The sequence below is a fragment of the Bacillus cereus group sp. BfR-BA-01441 genome (assembly GCF_022663075.1).
GTDB lineage: Bacteria > Bacillota > Bacilli > Bacillales > Bacillaceae_G > Bacillus_A > Bacillus_A cereus.
Map to the genome: position 1 here is coordinate 91,504 of NZ_JAKUEU010000006.1, position 15,310 is coordinate 106,813.

A 15,310-nucleotide genomic window follows, 5' to 3' on the forward strand; every position below is an offset into this window, starting at 1 on the left:
AAGTTATAAATTTCATTCGATAGGGTTAAAAAGAAAAAAAATCACCCATAAGGGTGATCTTTTTATACTTCCATAATAATCGGTAAAATCATAGGTTTTCTCTTTGTCTCTTCGTACAAGAACTGTCCTAATAATTCACGAATATTTTGTTTTAACATTGACCATTCAATTGAATATTCTTTAATTGACTGCTCAACAATCATACGTACAATCTCTGTAGATCGTTCAATTAACGCTTCTGATTCACGAACATATACGAAACCACGTGAAATGATTTCTGGGCCAGAGATAATTTTCTTTTCATCTTTACCAAGCGTTACAACAACTACTAGTATTCCATCTTGAGATAACATCTTTCTATCTCGAAGAACGATATTACCAACGTCACCTACACCTAATCCATCAATTAAAACATTACCAGCTTGTACTTTACCGACTAAGTTTGCTTCATCGTCACCAAAAGCAATTACATCGCCTTTTTCTACGATAAAGATATTTTCTCTTGTAATACCTACATCTTCAGCTAAATATGCATGTGCTTTTTGCATACGGAACTCACCATGTACGGGTACAAAGTACTTTGGTTTCATTAAATTTAACATTAATTTTAATTCTTCTTGGCTACCGTGACCTGACACGTGAACTTTTCGTTCGCCGTAATAAACAACTTCAGCTCCAGCTCTAAATAACAAATCAATAATTTTTGATACAGATATTTCATTACCCGGAATTGGCGAAGCAGCAATGATAACAGTATCACCTTTACGAATTGAAATTTGTTTATGCGCTTGTTTTGCCATTCTAGATAGAGCAGCCATCGGTTCACCTTGACTACCTGTCGTTAAAATAGCTACCTTTTTCTCTGGGAAGTTGTCTACTTCTTGTAATGAAATAACCATACCTTCTGGAACATCTAAATAACCAAGACGTCTTGCAATGTCTACTACTTTCACCATACTACGTCCTACTACTGCTACTTTTCGTCCTGTTTCAGCAGCTGCATCAAATACTTGTTGAATACGATGTACATTCGATGCAAATGAAGCAACGATAATGCGACCTTCTGCGCCGTAGAACACTTTAGAGATTTCTACACCAACTTCTTTTTCTGAACCTGTATAGCCTGGGCGCTCTGCGTTTGTACTATCAGATAATAAGCAAAGTACGCCTTCATTTCCGATTTGTGCCATTTTACCAAGGTCTGCTCCACTATTTCCAATTGGAGTTTGATCGAATTTAAAGTCTCCCGTATATACGACTGCACCTTTTGATGTATGGAAACAAACGCCAACAGAATCCGGAATACTATGTGTCGTTCCGAAGAATGACACCGTTGTAGTGTTAAATTCTACTGTTGAATTTGAATCGATTGTTTTTAGGTCTACACGGCCTAACATGCCCGCTTCACCAAGTTTTTCTTGTATAAGTCCTACCGTTAATTTCGTTGCATAGACTGGAATAGATAATTTACGAAGTACATACACAATTCCACCAATATGATCTTCATGACCGTGAGTAATAAATAAACCTTTTACTCGCTCTTGATTTTCCACTAAATATGTAATATCAGGAATAACGATATCAATTCCAAACATTTCATCTCCCGGGAACATTAACCCTGCATCTACGATAAAGATTTCAGAATCAATTTCAACACAGTACATGTTTTTCCCGATTTCACCTACTCCACCAAGAGCAAATACTTTAACAGACTCATTCTCTTTTCTCTTCATGTTGTTGCCTGGTTTAAAAATCTTGCAAACACTGATTTCACTAAAATTGCAGAGACACCAGGGGAAACTCTACAACCACCATATTTTCACCGTCCAAGACGAATGTCCTTACCGTTATGCGATATCATGTCCTTGTTTATTTTTTAAACCAGGTTTCACCTCTCTTTCATTATATAAATCAAATATCTTATTCGATATGATATGAAAATTTAATTAAATTATAATTTTTCCCAATTTTGCTAAGCATACCCGTACTAAGCTACTTAGCCATATTATACCTGATACAAGAAATAGAACACAAGTTAAATCGTGCGAAAGAAAGAGGAAAAGAACGGAATGACAACAAAAGTATCGAACGTATTTCCTTTATATTTACTCCGATTTTATACTCCATATTATTTTGAAGAACTAGCCATACATACGCTAAATTCATTTCATAATAGGGAGTTTCAAGATTTATTTTTCTAGAATCCAACAAAAACACTTACAAAATGGAGTTTTTTTATGAATTACGTCACATTTGAGGGGATTTCTCTAAAAACAGACACCGTAGTTTATTACGTTTATGCCATAATATCTATCATTTTTTGACTCAGTTAAAGGGATACGATTATTTTCTTATACACATAATGAAGAAGCGATTAATATTCTTATAAGAACACATATAAGTAAGAAAAAGAGGAAAAGATTTGCATATAATAAAAAATGACCTAGTTCTACACTAGGTCATTTTTTATTAACGAGGGATAGATTGCATTACAGATTGTAACGTTACTCTTTCTTCTTCTGTTAATGGAAGAAGTGGTAAACGTACAGAACCTACATCTAATCCAACCATTTGTAACGCTGTTTTTACTGGAGTTGGACTTGGCGCCATAAATAATGAATCAGTTACTCTTACAAGTAATTGATGTAATTTTTGTGCCTTCTTAAATTCTCCTGCTTGAAATGCTGTAATCATTTCTTGCATTTCGTTTCCGATAACATGAGAGGCTACCGAAACGATACCTTTCGCTCCAACTGCCATAGCTGGTAACGTTAAACCGTCATCACCGCTGTATACCGCAAAGTCGTCCGCTGTTTTTTCAATGATTTCTGTCATTGTTAACACATCGCCGCCGGCATCTTTAATAGCAACAATGTTTTCTATTTCTGATAAACGAACAACTGTATCAACGGAGATTTGTACAATAGATCGTCCTGGAACGTTATATAGCATAACCGGAAGCGGTGTGCTTTCAGCAATTGCTTTAAAATGCTGATACATTCCTTCTTGACTCGGTTTGTTATAATACGGTGCTACTAGCATTACTGCATCCACACCAACTTCTGTTGCCTTTTTAGTTAAGTCAATAGAAGCATGCGTATTATTGCTACCTGTTCCAGCGATTACGGGCACTCTTTTATCGACAACAGATACGACATGGCGATATAACGCTACTTTCTCTTCTGAAGTTAATGTAGGAGATTCTCCTGTCGTTCCTCCTACCACGATTGCTGTTGTACCGTTATCAATTAAATAATTTACCAATTTCGTTGTCTTTGCAAAATCGATATTCCCGTTTATATCAAACGGTGTTACCATCGCGGTTGCAATTGTCCCAAAATCTATCATGGTCTCACTCCTTATTGTTCCAGTTGCTTTTCTTTTGAAAGCTCAAACGCACTATGTAATGCATTTACAGCCTCCACTAAATCAGTTTCTTTTACAAGAACCCAAATTGTTGTATGACTATCTGCCGATTGCAGGATTTGAATACCTTTTTCCGCTAAAGCTGTAACGATTTTCGCAGTAACCCCTGGGTATCCTGCCATTCCAGCCCCAACGATAGATACTTTCGCACAATGTTCTGTCACAATTGGCTCATATCCAAGGTTCTGTAATAATTTAACTGCATGACTTGATACATTATCACTCACTGTATATGCTACGCCAGTAGGTGAAATATTAATTAAATCAACACTTATTCCTTCGTTCGCCATCTCTTTAAACACATGTTGTTGCAAATCATATGCCGTTTCTTTTGCAAGCACTTTAATTTGCGTTACGTTTGATACGTGGGCAATGCCTGTAACAGGACGTTCTTCTACATCACGACCTCTTGTAGCACCGTCATATGCTGAAATAAGCGTACCTTCACTATCAGAATACGTAGAACGTACACGAAGTGGCACTTTTGCATGCATCGCAATTTCAACTGCACGTGGATGAACGACTTTCGCACCTTGATAAGCCATGTTACAAATTTCGTTATACGTTACAGTTTGAAGATGACGTGCATCTTTTACAATACGAGGATCCGCAGTCATAACACCTTCTACATCAGTGAATATATCGATGTATTCAGCATGAAGTGCAACACCTAATGCTGAAGCTGAAGTATCACTACCTCCGCGTCCAAGTGTTGTCGTATCACCTTTTTTCGTTTGTCCCTGGAATCCTGTAACGACGATTACATCTACATTTTCTAACTCTTCATGTATACGATCGCAATTCATTTCAATAATCTTTGCATTCGTAAAGTCATCATTCGTTACAAAACCAGCTTGTGCACCATTTAATGCTGCTGCTTTTATACCGTTCTCATTCAACATATTAGAGAAAACAATTGCAGAGATTAACTCTCCACACGATAATAATAAATCTTGCTCACGCTTAGAAATAGTAGATTCCTCTTGATTTACAAGACTTAATAACGTATCCGTTGCATATGGTTCACCTTTACGGCCCATAGCAGATACGACAGTAACTACTTTATAACCAGCAGCTAATGATTTTTTTATATGATGAAGCGCATGCTTACGTCCATTGTCATCACGTACTGATGTGCCACCAAATTTTTGAACAATTATTTTCATATTTTGCACCTTCTCTTAGCCGTTTACACTAATTGTAATTTTACTAAGCGCTCTGCAATTTGAACAGAATTCCATGCAGCGCCTTTTAATAAGTTATCAGATACGACCCAAAGATGGAATCCTTTATCGTTATTTAAATCTTTACGGATTCTTCCAACGAATACTTCGTTTTTACCTACTGCAGTAGCTGGCATTGGATATAACTGCTCTTCTGGATTATCTTGTAGAACAATACCTTCCGCATTTGCAAGTAAGCTCTTTAATTCTGCTACTGTTACGCCTTCTTTTTCTACTTCGATGTAAACAGACTCAGAGTGTCCTGATACAACTGGTAAACGTACACATGTTGCCGCTACTTCTAATTCAGGCATATGCATAATTTTTTTCGTTTCGTTAATCATTTTCATTTCTTCAAACGTAAATCCATTATCTTGGAATTTATCAATCTGTGGAATCGCATTAAAAGCAATTGGGAAATGCTTCTTATCACCTGATACAGGAAGAACATTTGCCTTAACTTCTTCGCCATTTAAGATTGCTTGTGATTGTTCATGCAGTTCTTCAATAGCTGCCGCACCAGCACCTGATACAGCTTGATATGTGGAAACGATTACTCGTTTTAAACCATATTGCTGACGAACTGGCTCAAGAGCTACTACCATTTGAATTGTAGAACAGTTTGGATTTGCAATAATACCATTATGTTCTTTTAAGTCGTTTTCATTTACTTCAGGTACAACAAGTGGCACGTTTTCTGTCATACGGAATGCACTTGTATTATCAACAACAATCGCACCGCGTTTTGCTGCTTCTGGCGCTAATTGTTTCGATACAGATCCACCAGCACTAAATAGTGCAATATCTACTCCTTCAAAGCTTTCAGGAGTTGCCTCTTGAACTGTAAATTCTTCGCCTTTAAATACAAGTTTCTTACCTGCAGATCGTTTAGATGAAAGTAACGTTAATTTCCCGATTGGAAATTCTCGTTTCTCTAAAGTATTTAACATTTGTTCACCAACTGCGCCGGTTGCTCCAACTACAGCGACATGAAAAGTTTTTTGCTTTTCCATCACTATGCCCCTTTCTAGATACCAATCCTTCTATAACTTAGAATCAGAAGGAGTATACAATACCCCTTCTAATCTTAATAACGTTAATTTTATCATATTCTACAGTAAGAATGATGGTTTCATCAAAAATTGTCCGTTTTTTTTCGTTTTTTAATTCATATATCTGAATTTTTCTACGACCACCGGTTGCAATTGCTTTCCTTGCAGCGCTTCTAATACTGTATCTTCCAGTAACTCCATACGAGCTACCATTGAGTTCGGTTTTTTCTCTGGCGCATCTTGACCGAATGGGACGAAGTAGATGTTTTTTGTTGCCATTAGGCGCATGAGATTTACCCCATTTAACCCTAAAGCATCATTCGTCGAAACCGCCAATACGACAGGCTTGCCATTTCTTAGCGTCGCTTTTGCTGCCATTAGTACTGGAGAATCTGTCATTGCATTTGCAAATTTACTCATAGAATTTCCTGTTAAAGGAGCGATTACCATGCAGTCTAATGGAATTTTAGGTCCAAGTGGCTCTGCTCCAACAATTGAATTAATTGCTTTAAAACCTGTTATTTCTTCAATCTTCTTAATCCACTCTGCTCCTTCTCCAAATCTAGTATTTGTTGATTGAACAGTGTATGAAACAACAGGACGTACTTCTGCTCCTTCAGCAATTAATTTTTCTAAGTGCGGCATAACTTCCTCATACGTACAATGTGAACCTGTAAATCCGAAACCAATTCGTTTCCCCTTCAAACTCATTTCTTTTCCTCCTCCTTTGCGATTGCATCTGCTGCTAATAACTGAGAAAGAACATTTGCTAAGATTTGCCCAGCCGTTTTTGGGGCAACAATACCTGGTAATCCAGGTGCTAGCAATGCTTTGACTCCTCTTTTTTCTGCATATCTAAAGTCAGTACCGCCTGGTTTAGAAGCTAAATCAATCACTAACGTATGAGCTGGCATTTTTGCAATAACATTCGCTGTTACAACGAGGTGCGGAATCGTATTAATTACAATATCGATATTTCCTACTTCTTTCTCTATGTCTTGCATATGAAAAGGAGAAAACATCATTTCTGTAATACGTGCAATATGTTCAGATCGTCTTGCTCCAACTTTGACATGGGCTCCTAATGATTGAAATGCTCTCGCAACACTCATTCCTGTTCTACCAAATCCTAGAACCATTACATTGGACCCATGAATTGTATAGTCGGTATGTTGAATTACCATCATTAATGTACCTTCTACCGTTGGAATAGAATTGTATATTGCTACATCATCACGATCAAATAATTTAACAAGTTTTCGGTTCGTAGTAGATACGAGATTTTCCAAGTAAGGTGTACCAATACCTGAATATATAGTAAAGTGTTCTGGTGTATTTTCAATTTGTTCTTTCGTTATTGAAACTTTTTCATTTGAAAAAATAGTATCTACTTCTCCTTTGGCATTTGTACCGGCAACCGGCAAAATAATTGCGTCTACAGAAGTGAAATCTAAATTTTGTATACTTTCTTTTGCTGCCCCTGTGAAACCATGATCTAACTGATCAAAACCTATCAAAGAAAGTTTCGCATCCAATTCAACTAGCTTACGAATTACTTCTAGCTGCCTTGCATCTCCTCCTATGACAGCAATATGCATCTCAGTCAACATTCCCTAATTCACCTTCTTTTTCTGTCATTTATAAGAAAAGTGCCTACTTTTTCTTTTTCCTCCACATCATATGTAATGTACGAGTTTATGGTGATTGAAAATCCAAATGCACATATGATTTATCAGGTTTCTATGTAGATACAAAAAAAGATGACCAAAATGGCCATCCTTCACTCCGAATTTGAACGATCTATACTATCACAAAGAAGCATATCGTGTCCGACTTTCTTTATTTGACTCCATGCCACCCTTACTTCTTGTGGTTCCTTTTTAAAACCTCCCCACTTACCTACAGGTATTATAAGTGTTTGTATTTGCCCGTCTTTCTCATTAACCTCTAAATCCATATAACCTAAGACTCCCATTTTTTCCGCTTTTTCTATATCTACAACCTCTTTACCACTTAATTCACTTAATCGCATACACACTCCACTCCCCTACTGAATTTTTCATTTGCATTGTCTATAATTAGTACCTATTCTATATGTATAAAAAAAATAACCTTCTCTCATTTAAAAAGAGAGAAGGTTATTTTTTATACATCGTAAAAATTGATTATAGTTTTATTCCTTTTGGAAGTTTTCCGTCTGGACTAATAAGTGCCGCAGAGAACTCGTCAGTAAACATATTGCGAATTAATCCGTCCACATTTTCTTTTGTTACAGTGTTTACACTTTCAATAATCTCATCAAGTGAACGATGTTTACGAAGAAGCAATTCATTTTTACCGTTACGGCTCATACGGCTATTTGTACTTTCTAAACTTAACATTAAGTTTCCTTTTAATTGCTCTTTACTATTCATAAGCTCTTTTTCTGTAATACCTGTATTTTTCAATGTCTCTAATGTTTCTTGCATTGTTTCATACAATGTATCTAATTGTTGGCTACCTGTTCCACCGTAAAGTGTTAACATGCCTGTATCTTCATAAGAAGAGTGGTAAGAAAATACTGAGTAAGCTAATCCACGTTGCTCACGTACTTCTTGGAATAAACGGCTACTCATGCTACCGCCTAAAACATTATTTAATACAATTAAGTTATAAATATCTTCGTGTCCCATTTGTAAGCCTTTATATCCTAGACATAAATGAGCTTGTTCCGTTTCTTTTTTACGGGCTACCTTATTGAAATGGAAAATTGGGCTATGTACTTGTTCACGGTTTGTTGTTCCTTCATAACTACCGAAATATTGCTCCACTGTTTGTAAAAATGCTTCATCAATATTTCCTGCGATTGATACAACTACATTTTCAGGTGTGTAATGATCTTTTATATATTGACGTAACGTATCACCTGTAAACGTATTAAGCGTTTCTTCTGTTCCTAAAATAGGATATCCAAGTGGATGCGTTTCATATGTTGCTTTCGTTAACATATCATGCACAATATCATCTGGAGCATCTTCGTACATTTTAATTTCTTCACATACGACATTCTTCTCTTTTTTCAGTTCTTCCTCATCAAATGTTGAATTAAAGAACATATCTGCTAAAACATCTAAAGCATATTTAGCATGCTCATCTAATACTTTTGCATAGTAACATGTATATTCTTTTGAAGTAAATGCATTCACTTGACCACCAATGCTATCAAATGATTCTGCAATCTCTCGTGCACTACGTGTTTCTGTCCCTTTAAAGAACATATGCTCTAAAAAGTGAGAAATCCCGTTATTTTTTTCATTTTCATTTCTTGATCCCGCATGGATCCAAATACCAATCGCAACCGATCTTACAGTTGGTATATTCTCCATAACTATTCTTACACCATTTTTACAAGTATATTTTTTAATCAAAAACTTTCCTCCTACTGCCAGTTTCTCTAAATAAGTGCTATTATTTAATGATAACAAGTTTAAGGATGAATGTCATGCAAATGTATTTAATCCACACGTTTTTCATCCAGTAATTCTGTTATATTCCCCACTTTATATCCTTGTTCCTTCAATTTTTTAATCATTGTATCTAATGCTTCTGCCGTTGACGAAGTAGGATGCATTAATACGATAGCACCTGGGTGTATTTTTCTCATTACTCTCTGCAATAGTACATCTGGCTCAGGTCGCTTCCAATCGATTGTATCGACAGTCCACATAATCGTTCCCATTTGGAAATCATCAGCGATTTTCACGACTTCATCTCGAAAACTTCCACTCGGCGGGGCAAACCATCTTACTTTTTGATTCGTTACTACTTCTATCATTCGATTTGTTTTTTGTAACTGCTCTCGTATTTCATCAGACGATAGCGTTTTCATATTAGGGTGCGTATAAGAATGATTTCCGACTTCTTGATTTGCATCGACAATCATTTTTGCAAATCGTAAATTTTCTTTCACCCAACGTCCTTCTAAAAAGAAAGTGGCCTTCACATCATGCTTTTTCAATATCTCTAATATGCGAGGCAAATACTCATTTCCCCATGCCACATTTATTGTTAATCCTACCATTTTTTTATTTGGATGGCCTCTATAAATTGGAGCGGGTGATAAATCTTCTAAATGAACACTCGGTGAGACTTCTTTGAATTCAAGATATTTTTGATCAAATTCCTTTAGCTTCTTCATATTATTATACGATGCTTCAATATCCACTTGTCTTCCATTATATCCAGGTGTTGCCTTCCATATTTTATCAATCATCGCATTTTGAGGTGCAATCTCATACTTTTTTGCATGCTTTTGAATTTCTTCATGCAAGTTATCTTGTGCAAAAACAGAATAAGAGCCTAAACTGACATATAAAGAAAATATACATATGTATGCCAATATACGAACTTTCATATAAACCCTCCCAAATTAACTATATAAAAACATTTTCTTCTTATCTTTGTTAATTTGAGCGTTATAATGAAAACTATACCTATGCTGACATAAAAATATATATAAATCATATTTTTACATAACAAAAAAAGCCAGTTAAACTGGCTTTTACTTATTGCTGCTCTTGTTTGTTTTCTTCTTTAGCAGCTTCTTTTTCTTGCTCTTCTTTTAGCAATACTTTTCTAGATAGATTTACGCGACCTTGCTTGTCAATCTCGATAACTTTAACTGTAATTACATCACCGATTTTTACAACGTCTTCTACTTTACCTACACGCTCAAGTGCAAGTTCAGAAATATGAACTAATCCATCTTTACCGCTGAATAATTCAACGAAAGCACCGAATTTCTCAACACGTTTCACTTTTCCTTCGTAGATTTCACCTACTTGTACTTCGCGAACGATATCTTCGATAATTTTCTTAGCTTTGTCGTTCATTTCTTGGTTTATTGAAGAAATGAATACTGTGCCATCTTGCTCGATGTCAATTTTAACGCCAGTTTCTTCAATAATTTTATTGATTTGTTTACCGCTCGGTCCGATAACGTCACGGATTTTATCTGGATTAATTGTCATTGTAATAATCTTTGGAGCGTACGCTGATAATTCAGTGCGTGGCTCTGGAATAACAGATAACATATGATTTAGAATGTGCACACGACCAACTTTTGCTTGTTGTAATGCCTCTTCTAAAATTTCACGAGATAGACCATCGATTTTAATGTCCATTTGTAGTGCAGTTACACCTTGTGCTGTACCTGCTACTTTAAAGTCCATATCACCTAAATGATCTTCCATACCTTGAATATCAGATAAAATTGTGTAATGCTCACCAGTTTTAACTAGACCCATTGCAATACCTGCAACTGGAGCTTTAAGTGGAACACCAGCATCCATCATTGCTAAAGTACTACCACAAATACTTGCTTGTGAAGTAGAACCATTTGATTCTAAAACTTCAGATACAAGACGTACTGTGTATGGGAAATCTTTTTCAGATGGAATTACAGGCTCAAGTGCGCGTTCTCCTAGTGCACCGTGACCGATTTCACGACGACCTGGTCCACGCATTGGTCTTGTTTCACCAACACTAAATGATGGGAAATTGTAATGGTGCATAAAACGTTTTGATTCTTCTACGCCAAGACCATCTAAAATTTGCACATCGCCTAATGCACCTAATGTACAAATACTTAATGCTTGTGTTTGTCCACGAGTGAACAAACCAGAACCGTGTGTACGAGATAAAATACCAACCTCTGATGCTAATGGACGGATTTCGTCACCTTTACGGCCATCTGGACGGATTTTTTCAACTGTAATAAGACGACGTACTTCTTCTTTTACAATTTTATATAAAATCTCATTTACTTGTCCTAATGTATCAGCGTCAGCTTCCTGCGCTTCGTAATGCTCAATAACACGCTTTTTCACTTCGTTAATTGCATCTTCACGTGCATGTTTCTCATGTACTTGAATTGCTGAATGCATATCTTCTTCAGCCATTTCACGTACAGCTTGGTTAAGATCAGCGTCAACTTCATAAAGTTTCACTTCTGATTTCCCTTTACCTACAGCTTGTACAATCTCTTCTTGGAATGCAATTAGACGTTTAATTTCGTCATGACCAAACATAATTGCTTCTAACATTGTTTCTTCAGGTACTTGATCTGCTCCTGCTTCAACCATGTTAATCGCATCTTTCGTACCAGCTACAACTAAGTGGATATCACTTTGTTCTTGCTGTTCTACTGTTGGGTTAATAACGAATTCGCCATTAATACGGCCAACTGTCGCACCAGCGATTGGACCTTCAAATGGAATATCTGAAATCGATAACGCTAATGAAGAACCAAGCATAGCTGCCATTTCAGAAGAACAATCTTGATCAACACTCATTACAATGCTGACAACTTGTACTTCGTTACGGAAGCCATCTGCGAATAGCGGACGAATTGGACGGTCGATTAAACGACTTGCCAAAATTGCTTTTTCACTTGGACGACCTTCACGCTTAATAAAACCGCCAGGAATTTTTCCGACTGCATATAAACGCTCTTCATAGTTTACTGTAAGTGGGAAGAAATCTACATTTTTTGCTTCTTTTGATGCAGTTGCTGTAGATAGAACCGCTGTATCGCCATATCTTACTAATACTGCTCCGTTCGCTTGTTTTGCAAGCTGACCAGTTTCAACTGTTAGCTGGCGACCAGCTAAATCTATCGAGAAGACTTGCTTTTCTTGACTCATTTAAGTACCCCTCTCAATTTAAAGTATTCAATTCTTCTATGTAAATGGATAGTATATCACAATATTCTACCTCTAGTATTGCCTAAAATTAAGTAAGCTATAAAGCGTAGAAGATATATTTTTACCTAACAAAAAAGCGGGAATATTCCCGCTTCTTTGACTATCGACGTAAGCCAAGCTTTGTGATTAATTCACGGTAACGTGTGATATCGCTATTACGAAGGTAAGTTAGTAAGTTACGACGTTTACCAACCATCTTTAATAGACCACGACGTGAATGATGATCTTTCTTGTGAGTACGTAAGTGCTCGTTTAGAGTGTTAATTTGCTCCGTTAGGACAGCAATTTGAACCTCTGGAGAACCAGTATCAGTCTCATGAGTTCTAAATTGTGCAATGATTTCATTTTTACGTTCTTGTGTTAAAGCCATCCTATTTCACCTCCTATTAATTAAACCCCCAATTACCTAGCAAGCGTCGGTGAGTCGCAATGCCAAGCAATGGTTGTCATAAAGTACATAACATAGAATACTACTTTTCATTTGAAAAAGCAAGTATATTCTTTTCGCTCATAAAATATTCTTGTGCTGTTTTCTTATCTTTTGCGATTTGTTCAACTAACTCATCAATACCGTTGAATTTCTTTTCTGCTCTTATACGCATATGCCACTCTACTGTAACATTTTGATCGTATATATCTTTGTTAAATTCAAATAAGTGCACTTCAATTGATAATTGACGCTCATCTTCTTTAAAAGTCGGTTTATATCCAATATTACATACACCATCGTACCATTCATCGTGAACTTTTAATCTCACTGCATAAACACCTACAGGTGGCAATAAATACTCATCACTTAAACCTACATTAGCTGTTGGAAAACCAATTTGACGCCCACGTTTGTCGCCGTGTATAACTGTTCCCGCTACAGTATAGGCTCTACCTAAAATAGATGGAATTTGCTCCATTTCGCCATTTCGAATTAACTTTCGTAATGCTGTAGAACTTACTTTCTCTTCTTGAAATTCAACTTTTTCAATCACAGTCTGTGTAAACTCCCCTCTTGCATGAAATGGTAAAGTCTCCATCTTTCCTTTTCCTAAACGTCCATATGAATAATCAAACCCTGCTACTACATGCTTTACATTTAAACCAATAATATAATCATCTACAAATTGTTGCGGTAATAACCCTGCAAATGATTCATCAAATTTAATCACATATAATATATCGATTCCTAAGCTTTCGACTATTTTTTCTTTATCGCGCATTGGTGTAATATACTCCACATGCGCATCCTTTTTCCCTAAAACAACAGATGGATGAGGATGAAATGTCATAACTGCACTTTTATATCCTCGTTCGTCCGCTATTTTTTTCGCAGTTCGAATTACACATTGATGTCCTAAATGAATGCCATCAAAAAATCCTAATGCCATTACAGTAGGTGGTAATTCTAATTTATTTTGTTCATGTGGATGAGTTAAATGAATAAGTTTCACGCTTGAATTCACCTTTTTCTGTAATAATCCTTCCAATAATTCATTATAGCTTTAGTTCTTGATTATTCACAAGTACTTTCATCGGCTTTAACATGCCAGGATGTTTCGGATGATGTTCATAAATTGCTAAGCAACGATCATTTTTATCAAACACTGTAATAAATGGTGCTGTTATTTCTAATTCATTCTTTAAGAACATACCATTCTTTATTTTCTCTGCTTGCTTTTCATCTACAACCATTTTTGGAAACTTACTTAATGCTTCATCAATTGAAATGAAGATAGACTCTACTGTTCCATTTTGCACGTTTTCTTCAATTTCTTCAAATGATATGCAATCTTCTAATAAAAATTCACCAGATGCCGTTCTTACAAGGTGAGACATATGTGATGGGAAACCAAGTTTCTCCCCGATCATTACAGCTAATGTTCTTACATATGTTCCTTTACTACACGTTACACGGAAACGGAATGAAATATTTTCACCTTCAAAAACTTCACGATCATCAAGTAATACGAATTCATGAATTGTAATTGTACGAACTGGACGTTCCACCTCTTGTCCTGCTCTTGCATATTCATATAATTTTTTCCCGTTTACTTTTACAGCCGAGAACATTGGTGGCATTTGTTCAATCGTGCCTGTTAATTCCGCAAGGGCTTTCTCTACTTCCATACGAGTAATAGTACGATCTACATTTTTCGTTTCAACAACCTCACCAGAAGCGTCTTCAGTTGTCGTCGAAAACCCTAATGTTACTTCACCTTCATATGTTTTCGTTTCACTTGTTAAAAATTGTGCAATTTTCGTTGCTCGTCCCACACAAATAGGTAATACTCCTGTTACATCTGGATCTAATGTTCCCGTATGACCAATTCTCTTTTCTCGCAATATCTTTCTTAATTTAAATACACAATCATGTGATGTCATGCCTTTTGGCTTATGTAATAATACTACACCTTCCATATATGTTCACCTCATCATAATTCTTTCGTATTAAATATCCAAAACTTATTTTGCATTGAAAAAATGGATAGACAAATGTCTATCCATTATTCTTCACGTTTACCGTCTTTATTAATTTCATGTAAAAGTGTATCAATTCGATGACCATATCCGATAGACTCATCAAACTCAAAGGTAATTTCCGGTGTTTTACGAAGACGAATACGTTGGCCAATTTCTGAACGAATAAAGCCTTTTGCCTTCGCTAAACCTTTTAAAGTATTTTCTTTCTGTTCTTCGCCACCTAAAACAGAAATATATACTTTAGCAATTTGTAAATCACCACTCACTTGTACATCTGTTACTGTAACAAATCCAATACGTGGGTCTTTAATTTTACGACTGATAATATCGCCTAATTCTTTTTTCATTTGCTCGCCCACACGGTTCGCACGTAATTTCATAACTCTTCACCTCA

General features: G+C 36.1%; 14 protein-coding genes. All 14 read right to left on the reverse strand.

What is annotated here, in order from left to right; all coding sequences use genetic code 11:
• Nucleotides 1-62 precede the first annotated feature (62 nt).
• The 14 genes from MR107_RS04730 to rbfA all read right to left on the reverse strand — a co-directional run bounded on the left by MR107_RS04730 (nt 63) and on the right by rbfA (nt 15,296).
• Complete coding sequence (locus MR107_RS04730) at nt 63-1,733, reverse strand: ribonuclease J (RefSeq protein WP_000823096.1); 1,671 nt, start codon at nt 1,731-1,733, stop codon at nt 63-65.
• 736 nt (nt 1,734-2,469) lie between these two features.
• A complete protein-coding gene (dapA, locus tag MR107_RS04735; protein WP_000564763.1) occupies nt 2,470-3,348 on the reverse strand; it encodes a 4-hydroxy-tetrahydrodipicolinate synthase in 879 nt (292 codons plus the stop codon).
• A gap of 11 nt (nt 3,349-3,359) precedes the next feature.
• Nucleotides 3,360-4,592, reverse strand: coding sequence for an aspartate kinase (gene dapG / locus MR107_RS04740; RefSeq protein WP_000692451.1), 1,233 nt, complete (start codon nt 4,590-4,592; stop codon nt 3,360-3,362).
• Between the two features lie 23 nt (nt 4,593-4,615).
• Nucleotides 4,616-5,662 (reverse strand): aspartate-semialdehyde dehydrogenase, encoded by a 1,047-nt coding sequence (asd, locus tag MR107_RS04745; protein WP_000414846.1) that lies wholly within the window; start codon nt 5,660-5,662, stop codon nt 4,616-4,618.
• A 150-nt stretch (nt 5,663-5,812) separates the two neighbouring features.
• Complete coding sequence (gene dpaB, locus MR107_RS04750) at nt 5,813-6,412, reverse strand: dipicolinate synthase subunit B (RefSeq protein WP_000053596.1); 600 nt, start codon at nt 6,410-6,412, stop codon at nt 5,813-5,815.
• Nucleotides 6,409-7,311, reverse strand: coding sequence for a dipicolinic acid synthetase subunit A (gene dpaA / locus MR107_RS04755; protein WP_000954735.1), 903 nt, complete (start codon nt 7,309-7,311; stop codon nt 6,409-6,411). Before dpaA ends, dpaB begins: the two co-directional genes overlap by 4 nt.
• Before the next feature lie 170 nt (nt 7,312-7,481).
• Nucleotides 7,482-7,733, reverse strand: a complete 252-nt coding sequence (locus tag MR107_RS04760) for a YlmC/YmxH family sporulation protein (protein WP_242292094.1) — start codon at nt 7,731-7,733, stop codon at nt 7,482-7,484.
• A 133-nt stretch (nt 7,734-7,866) separates the two neighbouring features.
• On the reverse strand, nt 7,867-9,108 hold the full coding sequence (locus tag MR107_RS04765) for a M16 family metallopeptidase (RefSeq protein ID WP_000592996.1): 1,242 nt from the start codon (nt 9,106-9,108) through the stop codon (nt 7,867-7,869).
• A gap of 86 nt (nt 9,109-9,194) precedes the next feature.
• Nucleotides 9,195-10,094 carry a polysaccharide deacetylase family protein gene (locus MR107_RS04770; protein WP_000868217.1) on the reverse strand — a complete coding sequence of 300 codons (900 nt, stop codon included), beginning with the start codon at nt 10,092-10,094 and terminating at the stop codon, nt 9,195-9,197.
• 151 nt (nt 10,095-10,245) lie between these two features.
• Nucleotides 10,246-12,384, reverse strand: a complete 2,139-nt coding sequence (gene pnp / locus MR107_RS04775; RefSeq protein ID WP_242292095.1) for a polyribonucleotide nucleotidyltransferase — start codon at nt 12,382-12,384, stop codon at nt 10,246-10,248.
• Nucleotides 12,385-12,544: 160 nt separating this feature from the next.
• Nucleotides 12,545-12,814 carry a 30S ribosomal protein S15 gene (gene rpsO / locus MR107_RS04780; RefSeq protein ID WP_001229392.1) on the reverse strand — a complete coding sequence of 90 codons (270 nt, stop codon included), beginning with the start codon at nt 12,812-12,814 and terminating at the stop codon, nt 12,545-12,547.
• A gap of 100 nt (nt 12,815-12,914) precedes the next feature.
• Nucleotides 12,915-13,886, reverse strand: coding sequence for a bifunctional riboflavin kinase/FAD synthetase (gene ribF, locus MR107_RS04785; RefSeq protein WP_000766706.1), 972 nt, complete (start codon nt 13,884-13,886; stop codon nt 12,915-12,917).
• 43 nt (nt 13,887-13,929) lie between these two features.
• The gene (truB, locus tag MR107_RS04790; protein WP_000399350.1) at nt 13,930-14,853 is read right to left on the reverse strand and encodes a tRNA pseudouridine(55) synthase TruB; all 924 of its coding nucleotides are present in this window, start codon (nt 14,851-14,853) and stop codon (nt 13,930-13,932) included.
• A gap of 86 nt (nt 14,854-14,939) precedes the next feature.
• Nucleotides 14,940-15,296: a 30S ribosome-binding factor RbfA gene (gene rbfA, locus MR107_RS04795; protein ID WP_242292096.1), complete on the reverse strand. Its 357-nt coding sequence runs from the start codon at nt 15,294-15,296 to the stop codon at nt 14,940-14,942.
• Nucleotides 15,297-15,310: the final 14 nt, after the last annotated feature.

Excerpts from the sequence above, each read along its gene's own strand:
- MR107_RS04730 (WP_000823096.1), bottom strand. The coding sequence starts at position 1,733 with ATGAAGAGAAAAGAGAATGAGTCTGTTAAAGTATTTGCTCTTGGTGGA.
- dapA (WP_000564763.1), bottom strand. The coding sequence starts at position 3,348 with ATGATAGATTTTGGGACAATTGCAACCGCGATGGTAACACCGTTTGAT.
- dapG (WP_000692451.1), bottom strand. The coding sequence starts at position 4,592 with ATGAAAATAATTGTTCAAAAATTTGGTGGCACATCAGTACGTGATGAC.
- asd (WP_000414846.1), bottom strand. The coding sequence starts at position 5,662 with ATGGAAAAGCAAAAAACTTTTCATGTCGCTGTAGTTGGAGCAACCGGC.
- dpaB (WP_000053596.1), bottom strand. The coding sequence starts at position 6,412 with ATGAGTTTGAAGGGGAAACGAATTGGTTTCGGATTTACAGGTTCACAT.
- dpaA (WP_000954735.1), bottom strand. The coding sequence starts at position 7,311 with ATGTTGACTGAGATGCATATTGCTGTCATAGGAGGAGATGCAAGGCAG.
- MR107_RS04760 (WP_242292094.1), bottom strand. The coding sequence starts at position 7,733 with ATGCGATTAAGTGAATTAAGTGGTAAAGAGGTTGTAGATATAGAAAAA.
- MR107_RS04770 (WP_000868217.1), bottom strand. The coding sequence starts at position 10,094 with ATGAAAGTTCGTATATTGGCATACATATGTATATTTTCTTTATATGTC.
- pnp (WP_242292095.1), bottom strand. The coding sequence starts at position 12,384 with ATGAGTCAAGAAAAGCAAGTCTTCTCGATAGATTTAGCTGGTCGCCAG.
- rpsO (WP_001229392.1), bottom strand. The coding sequence starts at position 12,814 with ATGGCTTTAACACAAGAACGTAAAAATGAAATCATTGCACAATTTAGA.
- truB (WP_000399350.1), bottom strand. The coding sequence starts at position 14,853 with ATGGAAGGTGTAGTATTATTACATAAGCCAAAAGGCATGACATCACAT.
- rbfA (WP_242292096.1), bottom strand. The coding sequence starts at position 15,296 with ATGAAATTACGTGCGAACCGTGTGGGCGAGCAAATGAAAAAAGAATTA.